We start from the raw sequence: 11,374 nt of genomic DNA on the forward strand, positions 1-11,374 counted from the left end.
TGCCATGAAGGTGTTAATTACCGGCGCCCGGGGCTTTGTGGGCAAGAACCTCCAGCTCCATCTGGCGGAGCGCAAAAACGTCGAGGTGGTACGCTTTACCCGCGACGACCACGTGGAGCAACTGCCTGCGCTGCTGGAGGACGTAGACTTTGTCTTCCACTTGGCCGGTGTCAACCGCCCGCAGGACCCGCAAGAGTTCGCCATCGGCAACGCAGAACTTACGTTGAACCTGTGTCACGCCGTAGGCGCTGTAGCTGAGTCCACCGGCAAAAAAGTGCCGATCGTCTATACCTCGTCCACCCAAGCGGGGCGCGACAACCCCTACGGCCACAGCAAGCGCAGAGCGGAACAGACGCTGCAGGCAGCTGCCTTCGGCCACGGCATTCCGGTGCACATCTTTCGGTTGCCCAATGTGTTCGGCAAGTGGTGCAAGCCCAACTACAACTCTGCCGTTGCCACTTTTTGCCACAACATCGCACGCGACTTGCCCATCCAGGTCAACGACCCGGCTGCGCCGGTCACGCTGGTGTACGTGGATGATGTCATCGAGCGCTTTGTTCAGCTTATGGATGGCGTCGATGCTGCGGTGGATACCGAGGGCTTCGCGACTGTCGCGCCGCAATACACGACCACGGTGGGCGAGGTGGCCCAGCAGATCCAGTCTTTCAAGGACAGCCGCAGCACGCTCATGACCGACCGCGTGGGCACAGGGCTGGTCCGGGCGCTTTACTCGACCTATGTGAGCTACCTGCCGCCTGAGTCCTTCGCCTACCCGGTGCAGCAGCACGGAGACGCGCGCGGTGTGTTCGTCGAGATGCTCAAGACGCCGGATGCAGGCCAGTTCTCGTTCTTCACCGCGCACCCTGGCATCACCCGAGGTGGCCATTACCACCACAGCAAGACCGAGAAATTCTTGGTCATCAAGGGTCAGGCGCGCTTCAAGTTCCGGCACATGCAGACTGGCGAAACCCATGAGTTGGTCACGGCCGGCGACAAGTCTGCAATCGTCGAGACCGTGCCCGGCTGGACGCACGACATCACCAACATCGGCACCGAAGAAATGGTCGTCATGCTTTGGGCCAACGAGGTGTTCGACCGAGCGCGGCCCGACACCTTCGCTTGCCCGTTGTAGACCCTTGGACCTTCGATCTTTCCCATGAAAAAACTCAAGGTCATGACCGTGGTCGGCACCCGACCCGAAATTATCCGTTTGTCGCGAGTGCTGGCCCAGCTGGACGAGCACTGCGAACATGTGCTGGTGCATACCGGCCAGAACTACGACTACGAACTCAACCAGGTCTTCTTCGACGATCTGGGCGTGCGCAAGCCCGACCATTTCCTGAACAGCGCGGCCAATGCCACCAGCGCGGCGCACACCATCGGCAACCTCATCATCGCGGTCGACCAAGTGCTGGGCGAAGTGCAGCCCGAGGCAATGCTTGTGCTGGGCGACACCAACAGTTGCCTCTCGGTGATTCCGGCCAAGCGCCGCAAGATCCCGATTTTTCACATGGAAGCCGGCAACCGTTGCTTCGACCAGCGCGTGCCCGAAGAGACCAACCGGCGCATCGTGGACCACACGGCGGATGTGAACCTGACGTACAGCACCATCGCGCGCGACTATCTCCTGCGCGAAGGGCTGCCGCCCGATCTGGTCATCAAGACCGGCAGCCCGATGTTCGAGGTGCTGACGCACTACCGCCCGCGCATCGAGGCATCGGACGTGCTCGCGCGCCTGGGCCTGCAGGCCACGCAGTACTTTGTGGTGAGTGCCCATCGTGAAGAGAACATCGAGTCTGCACAGTCATTCACAAAGCTGGTGGCCGTGTTGAATGCGGTTGCTGAAGATCATGGCCTGCCAGTCGTCGTCTCGACGCATCCGCGCACGCAGAAGCGCATCGACGCAACGGGCGCGCGCTTTCATCCGCAGGTGCGGCTGCTGAAGCCGCTGGGTTTTCACGACTACGTGAAGCTGCAACTGTCCGCGCGCGTCACCTTGTCCGATAGTGGCACGATCAACGAGGAGTCCTCGATCCTCAACTTTCCGGCGCTCAACCTGCGCGAGGCGCACGAGCGGCCCGAAGGCATGGAAGAAGCGGCCGTGATGATGGTGGGCTTGGAGGTGGAGCGCGTGCGCCAAGGTCTGGCCATTCTGGAGAGCCAGCCGCGCGGCGATGTGCGCGGCCTGCGCCAAGTGGCTGACTACAGCATGCCCAACGTGTCGGATAAGGTGCTGCGCATCGTCCACAGCTATACCGACTACGTAAATCGCGTGGTGTGGAAAAAGTACTGACTCATGTCAACTCGCGTATTGCTGCTGACGCAATGGTTCGATCCGGAACCCACTTTCAAGGGCATCGTGTTCGCCCGTGAGTTGGTGCGTCAGGGCTTCGAGGTCGAGGTGCTGACGGGCTTCCCCAACTACCCCGGCGGCAAAGTGTATCCCGGCTACCGGATCAAGCTGCTCCAGCGCGAGGTGATCGACGGTGTGCACGTCACTCGCGTACCGCTCTACCCCAATCACGATCAGTCGGCTCTCAAGCGTGTGTTGAATTACGCCAGTTTTGCCGCGTCTTCGTTGGTCTACGGTTTGTTCATGGCGCGGCGACCCGATGTGATCTATGCCTATCATCCACCGCTCACGGTGGGCGTCACAGCCGGCCTGCTCCGGCTGCTGCGCGGGGTTCGGGTGGTCTACGACATTCAGGATATGTGGCCCGATACCTTGCGTGCAACGGGCATGGTCAGCAATACTCGAGCTTTGAGTATAGTGGCCGCCGTATGCCGGTGGGTCTATCGCCGTGCGGACCACATCGCAGTGCTTTCGCCGGGCTTCAAGCGTTTGTTGCTGGAGCGCGGGGTACAGCAGTCTAAGGTCGAGGTGATCTACAACTGGGCCGATGAAGTTTCGCTGGGTGCCCAGCAAGGGCAGGTACCGGTCAGCTTCCCAGGGCAGGAGCGGTTCCGCGTCCTTTTTGCGGGCAATATGGGAAAGGCGCAGGCACTCGACGCAGTGCTCGATGCAGCTGCATTGTTGCAGGCGCGAAATTCGCGGGTGTGCTTCGTGTTGCTGGGTGGCGGGGTCGAGGTGGCGCGGCTCAAACAACGGACGGCAGATCTGCAATTGAGAAACGTGGTCTTTCTGCCTTCGGTGCCGATGTCAGAAGTCGGTGTGTTGCTGAACGCGGCGGATGCCTTGCTGGTCCATCTGCGCAAGGACCCGCTGTTCGAGATCACCATTCCTTCCAAGACACAGGCCTACATGGCCGTGGGTAAGCCGCTGTTGATGGCTGTCGATGGCGATGCGGCCGAGTTGGTGGCCCAATCGGGGGGGGGCGTGGTGGTGGAATCCGAAAACGGCAATGCCTTGGCCGAGGCTGTAGAGGCAATGTCCGCTATGCCGGTTGATGCACTTTCAGCCATAGGGCATCGGGCTCAACACTACTACCGCGAACAGCTGGCCTTGAAGGTCGGTGCAGCCAAGTTTGGTGCGATTTTCACGCGGCTCGCCAACGACTCGAAATCGAAATGAAGCGTCTGTTTGACATCGTGGCCTCCTGCCTAGCGCTACTGCTCTTCAGCTTTCCCCTCCTGTTTTTAACGTGGCAGGTGCGCCGCAAGCTCGGTAACCCCGCTTTCTTCCGTCAGATGCGGCCGGGTCTGAACGGTCTCCCGTTCAACATGATCAAGTTCCGCACGATGACGGATGCGCGTGGTGTCGACGGCCAGTTGCTGCCCGATGCGGACCGGCTGACATCGTTCGGCCGCTTCCTGCGTGCCAGCAGCCTGGATGAGCTGCCAGAGCTCTGGAATGTGCTGAAGGGTGACATGAGCCTGGTTGGCCCGCGTCCCTTACTGATGGACTATCTGCCGCTGTATTCCGCCGAACAATCGAGGCGTCATGAAGTCCGCCCCGGCATCACGGGCTGGGCTCAGATCAACGGGCGCAATGCGTTGAGCTGGGAGGAGAAGTTCAAGCTCGATGTCTGGTATGTGGACAACCGGTCGATGCTGCTCGATATCAAGATCCTTTGGCTCACGGTGCGCAAGGTAATGGTGCGTGATGGCATTAGTGCGGCGGGCGAGGCAACGATGTCGCGATTCACAGGCTCTCTCCCGGAGCCCAAGCAATGACGCTGCCACTCTTTGCCGTATTCGGCGCCAGCGGATGTGGTCGCGGCATCATGCCGTTGGCGCGCTCGCAACTGGAGCGCGAGGACATCGCTGCAGAGCGGCTGGTATTCGTGGACGATCAGCCAGGGGACGGCTTGGTCAATGGGCATCCGGTATTGCGGTATGAAGAGTTTCTGCAGATCCCGGCGAGCAGCAGACATATCGTCGTGGCAATTGCCAATAGCGCAGTGCGCGAACAAATTGCCACTCGCTGCCTGGTTGATGGTGTGCAGCAATGGACGGTCGCAGCTTCCAACGTGGTCGTCATGGACGATGTGAAGGTGGGTGACGGAGCCGCCCTCAGCCCGTTCGTGACGCTCACTTCCAACATCCGCATCGGCAAATGCTTTCATGCCAACCTGTACAGCTACGTCGAGCACGACTGCGTGATCGGCGACTTCGTCACGTTCGCGCCGGGCGTCAAGTGCAACGGCAACGTGCACATTGAAGACCATGCCTACATCGGTGCCGGCGCTGTCATCAAGCAGGGAAAGCCGGGTCAGCCACGCGTCATTGGCCGCGGTGCGCTGGTCGGTATGGGGGCGGTCGTTACCCGCGACGTACCCCCAGGCACCACGGTTGTTGGCAATCCCGCCAAAACATTTCTCAAAGGTTGATCGTTGTGTTGAACACTCCTTTTTCTCCTTGGCCCAGCTTCACAACAGAAGAAGCCGACGCTGTTCAGCGCGTGATCTTGTCAAACAAAGTCAACTACTGGACTGGTCAGGAATGCCGCGAGTTCGAAAAGGAATTCGCTGCCTGGACGGGCACTTCGCACGCGCTGGCGTTGGCCAATGGCACATTGGCATTGGATGTGATTCTCAAGGGAATGAGCATCGGCCCGGGCGATGAGGTCATTGTCACGCCGCGGACCTTCATCGCCAGCGTGTCGTGTGTGGTGAATGCAGGAGCCACGCCAGTGTTTGCGGATGTCGATGCGCAAAGCGGCAACCTTTCGGCTGAGACCATCTCGCGCGTGATCACACCACGCACCAAGGCCGTCATCTGCGTGCATCTTGGTGGTTGGCCCTGCGATATGGACCCGATCATGGCGCTGGCCAGCAAGCACGGCTTCAAGGTGATTGAAGACTGCGCGCAGGCACATGGTGCGCGCTACAAGGGCCGAGCCGTTGGCTCCATCGGTCACGCGGGTGCCTGGTCCTTCTGCCAGGACAAGATCATGACAACGGGTGGCGAAGGCGGCATGGTCACGACCAACGATGAGGCGCTGTGGCGCGCCATGTGGGAGTTCAAGGACCACGGCAAGAGCTATGAGGCCGTGTACGAGCGCAAGCACCCGCCAGGGTTCCGCTGGCTTCACGAAAGCTTCGGCACCAACTGGCGCATGCTCGAGATCCAGGCTGTCATTGGCAGGATCCAGCTACAGAGAATGGCAGATTGGACGGCTGTTCGCACGCGTCATGCGAAAGCATTGTGGGATGCTGCTCGCCCCCATACTACAGTGCGTGTTCCAGAATTCGAGAACCATGAGGAAGCAGGCAGCGTTCATGCGCATTACAAGTGCTATCTGTATGTGCGACCGGAGCGCTTGACACAAGGTTGGACGCGTGACCGCATCATCGATGCCATCCAAGATGGCGGCGTTCCTTGTTACCAGGGATCCTGTTCGGAGGTGTATCTAGAACGCGCGTTCGATGGCACAGGTTGGCGTCCACCGCAGCCATTGCCCGAGGCGCGTGCGCTTGGCGAAACAAGCCTGATGTTCCTGGTGCATCCAACGCTGACGCCGCGTGAGATCGACGGGAGCTGCAAAGTGATATCGCAGGTACTGGCGCAGGCGGGAGCTTGAGCGCCTATGTTGTTCAACACGTTATGACCCGCGATAGTCAGCAGCGAAGTACCCGCTGGTGTTTCAATGCTCCCGTAGCCGTTGAAGGTGGCTTGGATATAGCTCTGCACGGGCGGGCGACGTGTTTGTCGAGGCTCTTGGATGCCTCGGTTTCGCGAGGTCAGCACGGAGCTGTAAGCAAGTAAAATTGTGAAAAAGGGAGAAAAACTAACGTGATCAATTTTTCAGAAGGGCTGCAAGCCAATTTTCACTCTATGGGTTGTCGCACTCCATGAGATCTGTATTAGTCGTTTGCATTGGCAATATTTGTCGAAGCCCTATGGGGGAAGCACTGATTGCCGCGGCATTACCGAATTTGAACGTGTCATCTGCTGGCGTTGGCGCTCTTGTAGGTCATGCTGCAGATCCTTTGGCGTGCGCGCTGATGGCTGAGCGCGGACTAAATATCGAGGCGCACCGGGCGCGACAGTTAACAAACAGCATGTGTCAAGAGGCTGATTTGATCTTGGTCATGGATGAGGAGCAGCGCCTGCATGTCAGCCAGCGCCACCCTTTCACCCGTGGCAAGTTGTTCCGTTTGGGCGAGGTCGCCCGCGTGGATATTCCCGACCCCTATCGTTTGGGCCGATCGGCCTTCGATCAAGCCTTGCAGCTCATCGACGCTGGTGCTACAGCATGGGCCGAGCGCATTAAAAAACTCTCATGAACGCTTTTGCCAACTCCTCTGCTTCGCCCATTAGTGTGGCGACGCCAATGCGCGACGACGACGATGCTATTCGCCTGTCGGAGTATTTGGATATTTTGATAGATCGTAGATGGCTGGTTGCAAGCATCACCTTTCTTGCTGTGGCTTTCGGAGTGGCATACGCGCTGTTTTCTACGCCAATCTATCAATCTAATCTTTTGATTCAAGTCGAAGATTCTGCTCCCGATGCAAAAAATTTCCTTGGCGATACAGCCAACTTGTTCGATGTAAAAACGCCGGCATCGGGCGAGATTCAGATTATTCGTTCGCGCATGATTATCGGCGGCGCAGTTGACGCCACTCGACTTTACATAGATGCACGGCCCCATTACATACCTGTCATTGGAGCGTGGCTGTCGCGTCGTGCCAAAGGGCTTTCCGAGCCCGGCTTTCTTGGATTTGGTGGATATGTTTCAGGAACTGAGGCCATTGACATCGCTAAGTTCGATGTGCCATCTTCGTTCGAAGATCAAAAGCCGTTCACAATTACGGCGCAGGCTGACGGTAAATACGTTCTCACGCATCCCGATCTTGATGATTCAATAACGGGAACTGTCGGTCAATTGTTGACCCAACAAGTGAGTGGCGGAACTCTTGCGTTGATCGTATCCCGACTCGACGGAAAGCCTGGTGCGCAATTCATCGTATCACGAGCCTCTTTGCTTGCCACGACAGAAGATTTGCAAAAGAGAGTTCAGCTCAGTGAGCAAGGCAAGCAATCTAATGTGATTAGTGCAACGCTGGAGGATGCGGACCGTGACAGACTGCGCCGAACTTTAAATGAAATTGGTCTTCAATATGTGCGTCAAAATGTTGACCGCAAGGCCGCCGAGGCGGAAAAGACTCTTCAATTTCTTGATGGCCAATTGCCTGACTTCAAAAAACAGCTCGAAAATTCGGAGGACGCTTACGCGGATTTTAGAAATAAAAATGGAACAATTGCTTTTGATGAAGAAGCTAAGGCAATTTTAGGTCAGGCAGTACAGTTGCAGAGCAAGTTACTTGAATCGGAGCAGCTTCGTCGCGACCTTCTCTCTCGTTTCACTGAAACGAATCCTAAGGTTCGTGTTGTCGATGGCCAAATAGCAGCTTTTCGTCATGAGTTGGATGGCGTGGATCGCAGAGTAAGTGCGATGCCGGTGCTTCAGCGTGATGCGTTGCGCCTCGAGAGGGACGTGCGCGTCAATGGAGAGCTTTATAAGTCGCTATTGAACAGTTCACTCCAACTGCGCCTCGTGAAAGAAGGTAAAGTGGGCAATGTGCGCCTACTTGATAAGGCTACTGAGCCTAAGCGACCTGTAAAGCCCCAAAAAGCCCTGGTTGTTGCATTGTCCTTGGTGTTGGGATTGCTGGCTGGTATCGCGTTAGCAATAGTCCGTAGCAAGATGAGCAGCGGCATTCATAATCCGCAAGAAATCGAAGATCGTTTGGGATTGAGCGTGTATTCCGTGGTTCCGCAGGCGCTTGAACAAGATGCTCTTCTACAGCTGATCGCGACCGGTGCTGGAGGCGCCCAGGTTCTTGCTGTTACCGCGCCTGAAAGTCTTGCGATCGAGAGTCTCAGAAATTTGCGGATCTCCCTCCAATTGGCCTTGATGGAGTCTGGAAGCAACAAGGTCTTGGTGACCGGTGCAACGCCGGGCGTTGGCAAGAGTTTCGTGTCAAGCAACTATGCGGTCATCATGGCGCAGGCCGGCAAACGGGTGCTGTTGATCGATGCCGACTTGCGTAAGGGTCATATCAATAAGTCCTTTGGTCTTCCTCGCCAAGGAGGCCTCGCAGATGTATTAGCTGGCGATATGGCTTGCGAGCAGGCGATTCATTCGCAAGTGCTTCCGAATCTCGACGTTCTTACGACCGGAAATTATCCATTCAACCCGGCAAACATGATGTTGTCGTCTGCGCTAGGAGATATTTTAAATGAAGCGTCGCAGCGATATGACTTGGTCGTGATTGACAGTCCCCCTGTTCTTGTCGCTGCAGATGCTGCAGCAGTGTCGGCTCATGTTGGCGCGATCTTGTTGGTAGCGCGTGATGGGCTGACCCAGATCGGCGAGCTTAGTGAAAGTGTCAAGCGGCTGGCACATGCTAATCAGCGTGTCAGTGGAGTGGTGTTCAATGGAATGGATCTCTCGCGCAGGCATTATGGCAGTTATGGCTACAAGTACGGTGGTTATCGTTACACCGAATACAAGTACAAGCAGGCCGACTGACAAATTACGTACGCGCTTGTAGCTGAGTTAATTACTTATGAAAGCCAGTGATTCCAACTTGCTATGCCTTTTGAAAGATGGTCTACAAACGTAGCAGCTTGTACACTTTCTAACAATCCAAAGTCTTTAGAGCGAGAGATGGCCCGAAGCATGGGGGCAAAATCTTTCGAAATGTCCGGGCGCGGCTCGGGTAGGAGTTCCTGCGTGATCAATCGTCTGGCAGAGCAGTTGCTCGGATTGCCTAGGCCTGCCAAACGGTTACTGGCATTGTGCGTGGACGCGCTCGTGTGCGTGCTGTGCGTATGTTTTGCGTTGAGCTTGCGTTTCGAGCAGTGGATGCTTCCTCGCGGGTTGCAATGGTGGGCAGCAGCAGTGGCGGTGTTGATTGCTCTTCCACTTTTCACCGTCTTTGGCCTGTATCGTGCCATCTTTCGCTACGCGGGTGCACCTGCGGTCCTGGCTATCTTGCGGGCATGTGCATTGTTCGGACTAGCCTATGCCGCGCTCTTTACGATCGTCGGCGTCAGTTCCGTGCCAAGAACAGTCGGGCTGCTGGTCCCGCTGCTGCTCTTCATGTGTATCGGCGGACTGCGCATGCTCGCGCGCTATTGGCTCGGTGGCATGTACATGAGTGCGGTCCAGCGCAAGTCATTGCCGCAGGTGGTCATCTACGGCGCTGGCGGTGCGGGGCTGCAGCTTGCGGCTGCGCTGGCGCAGAGTCGCGACATGCTGGTGCGAGCCTTTATCGATGATGCAAAGCATCTTCATGGCAGTACTCTCAACGGCATCAGGATTCAACCGCCAAGCTGGTTGCAAGAAAACGCCGCGATGCTCGGGATTTCGGACGTCTTGCTGGCGATGCCCTCTACCAGCAGGGCACGGCGAGCCGAAATCCTGCATGATTTGCTTCCGCTTCATCTGCATGTGCGTACGCTGCCCGCGCTCGCCGATTTGGCCAATGGCCGCGTTCAAGTTCATGACTTGGTCGAAGTTGATATCGAGGATTTGCTGGGCCGTGATCCCGTCGCGCCGGTCGACGATCTGCTGCACAAGCACATACGGCACCAGGTGGTGTTGGTCACGGGCGCCGGCGGCTCGATCGGCAGTGAGCTCTGCCGGCAGATCGTCAAACTTGCGCCGTCGAAGCTGCTGTTGGTGGAACTGACGGAGTTTGCGCTTTACGCAATCCACCAAGAACTGGAGGCAATGAGTCCGGAGGTCCAGATCATTCCTCTCTTGGCCTCGGTGCGCGACCCGGCACGCCTGCGTGAAATCATGCGGACCTGGCGGCCCGATACCGTCTACCACGCGGCTGCCTATAAGCACGTGCCGCTCGTCGAGCACAATCCCGTCGAAGGCGTACGGAACAATTCGCTAGGTACGCTCTTGGCGGCGCAGATCGCAATGGAATGCCAGGTTCGCCGATTCGTGCTGGTGAGTACCGACAAGGCGGTACGGCCGACCAACATCATGGGCGCCAGCAAGCGTTTGGCCGAACTCGCCTTGCAAGGTTTGGCACAGCAGCCTTCAGGAACCTGCTTTTCGATGGTGCGCTTCGGTAATGTCCTCGGCTCTAGCGGCTCGGTGGTTCCGTTGTTTCGCCGGCAGATCGAGGCTGGTGGCCCGATTACTTTGACGCACGCCGATATCACCCGTTACTTCATGACGATCCCGGAGGCGGCGCAACTCGTCATCCAGGCTGGCGCCATGGCGCAAGGTGGAGACGTCTTCGTTCTCGACATGGGCGAACCGGTTCGAATCATCGATCTGGCCCGGAGGCTGGTGGAGCTCTCGGGGCGAACCGTTCGTGACGAGAGTGCCCCTGATGGAGACATCGAACTTCGCATTACAGGTTTGCGACCGGGTGAAAAGCTCTACGAAGAGCTTCTCATCGGGGACAACGCGATGCAGACCACGCACTCTCGGGTGATGAAGGCTCACGAGCCTTGCCCGCCGGCCGAGGAACTATGGCGGCAGTTCGCAATGTTGGGGGCCATCCTCGATCGCAACGATGTGCCGGCGCTCAAGCATGCACTGGCGCAGATGCTGTCTGGATACCAGCCGCACGCGGAGGTGGTCGACTGGGTGCATTTGGAAAGAAACTCTGCGAACGCAGTGCTGTTGCGTGACGTCGATCCGGATTCGAACGTCATTGGCGGTGAGGTCCTGCTGGACACCTCTCCTCGGGTTGCCGGCGCTGCTCTTGTCGCTTGATCGGATTGCTTGACTCGCGCCCCTAGGACGACTGACAACAAACGACAAGGCGGCCCGTTGCTTTTAGCAACGGGCCGCCTTGTTTTTGATGTGAGTGCATTCGAACGCAGTGCGGAGGGGACTGGAGTTCTCGACCCGTTCCGTAAGCACGCAGTGAAGTCATCTTGATAGCCTGAGAGTCGGCAGGCATCGTGTCCGCGATGAATGATGTGGACGCAA

At 57.6% G+C, this 11,374-nt stretch carries 9 protein-coding genes; all 9 read left to right on the plus strand.

From position 1 onward, the window contains the following. Positions 1-4 precede the first annotated feature (4 nt). The 9 genes from wbjC to AC07RV_RS30715 all read left to right on the plus strand — a co-directional run bounded on the left by wbjC (position 5) and on the right by AC07RV_RS30715 (position 11,155). Positions 5-1,132 (plus strand): UDP-2-acetamido-2,6-beta-L-arabino-hexul-4-ose reductase, encoded by a 1,128-nt coding sequence (gene wbjC / locus AC07RV_RS30675; protein WP_296782998.1) that lies wholly within the window; start codon positions 5-7, stop codon positions 1,130-1,132. 24 nt (positions 1,133-1,156) lie between these two features. After that, positions 1,157-2,293 carry a non-hydrolyzing UDP-N-acetylglucosamine 2-epimerase gene (gene wecB / locus AC07RV_RS30680; protein WP_296782997.1) on the plus strand — a complete coding sequence of 379 codons (1,137 nt, stop codon included), beginning with the start codon at positions 1,157-1,159 and terminating at the stop codon, positions 2,291-2,293. A 3-nt stretch (positions 2,294-2,296) separates the two neighbouring features. Further along, on the plus strand, positions 2,297-3,532 hold the full coding sequence (locus AC07RV_RS30685; protein WP_296782995.1) for a glycosyltransferase family 4 protein: 1,236 nt from the start codon (positions 2,297-2,299) through the stop codon (positions 3,530-3,532). Further along, entirely contained in the window at positions 3,529-4,134 is a 606-nt protein-coding gene (locus tag AC07RV_RS30690; RefSeq protein WP_296782994.1) for a sugar transferase, read from the plus strand. The genes AC07RV_RS30685 and AC07RV_RS30690 overlap by 4 nt, the downstream gene beginning before the upstream one ends. Beyond that, positions 4,131-4,790, plus strand: coding sequence for an acetyltransferase (locus tag AC07RV_RS30695; RefSeq protein WP_296782993.1), 660 nt, complete (start codon positions 4,131-4,133; stop codon positions 4,788-4,790). Before AC07RV_RS30690 ends, AC07RV_RS30695 begins: the two co-directional genes overlap by 4 nt. A gap of 5 nt (positions 4,791-4,795) precedes the next feature. Then, complete coding sequence (locus AC07RV_RS30700) at positions 4,796-5,983, plus strand: DegT/DnrJ/EryC1/StrS family aminotransferase (protein ID WP_296782992.1); 1,188 nt, start codon at positions 4,796-4,798, stop codon at positions 5,981-5,983. A gap of 271 nt (positions 5,984-6,254) precedes the next feature. After that, positions 6,255-6,689, plus strand: a complete 435-nt coding sequence (locus AC07RV_RS30705) for a low molecular weight protein-tyrosine-phosphatase (RefSeq protein WP_296782991.1) — start codon at positions 6,255-6,257, stop codon at positions 6,687-6,689. Continuing rightward, positions 6,686-8,941, plus strand: a complete 2,256-nt coding sequence (locus AC07RV_RS30710; RefSeq protein WP_296782990.1) for a polysaccharide biosynthesis tyrosine autokinase — start codon at positions 6,686-6,688, stop codon at positions 8,939-8,941. Before AC07RV_RS30705 ends, AC07RV_RS30710 begins: the two co-directional genes overlap by 4 nt. 204 nt (positions 8,942-9,145) lie before the next feature. Beyond that, entirely contained in the window at positions 9,146-11,155 is a 2,010-nt protein-coding gene (locus AC07RV_RS30715; RefSeq protein WP_296782988.1) for a polysaccharide biosynthesis protein, read from the plus strand. The last annotated feature ends 219 nt before the right edge of the window (positions 11,156-11,374 follow it).

It is taken from the genome of Variovorax sp. GW821-FHT09B01, from assembly GCF_059418345.1.

Excerpts from the sequence above, each read along its gene's own strand:
- AC07RV_RS30685 (WP_296782995.1), top strand. The coding sequence starts at position 2,297 with ATGTCAACTCGCGTATTGCTGCTGACGCAATGGTTCGATCCGGAACCC.
- wbjC (WP_296782998.1), top strand. The coding sequence starts at position 5 with ATGAAGGTGTTAATTACCGGCGCCCGGGGCTTTGTGGGCAAGAACCTC.
- wecB (WP_296782997.1), top strand. The coding sequence starts at position 1,157 with ATGAAAAAACTCAAGGTCATGACCGTGGTCGGCACCCGACCCGAAATT.
- AC07RV_RS30695 (WP_296782993.1), top strand. The coding sequence starts at position 4,131 with ATGACGCTGCCACTCTTTGCCGTATTCGGCGCCAGCGGATGTGGTCGC.
- AC07RV_RS30690 (WP_296782994.1), top strand. The coding sequence starts at position 3,529 with ATGAAGCGTCTGTTTGACATCGTGGCCTCCTGCCTAGCGCTACTGCTC.
- AC07RV_RS30705 (WP_296782991.1), top strand. The coding sequence starts at position 6,255 with ATGAGATCTGTATTAGTCGTTTGCATTGGCAATATTTGTCGAAGCCCT.
- AC07RV_RS30710 (WP_296782990.1), top strand. The coding sequence starts at position 6,686 with ATGAACGCTTTTGCCAACTCCTCTGCTTCGCCCATTAGTGTGGCGACG.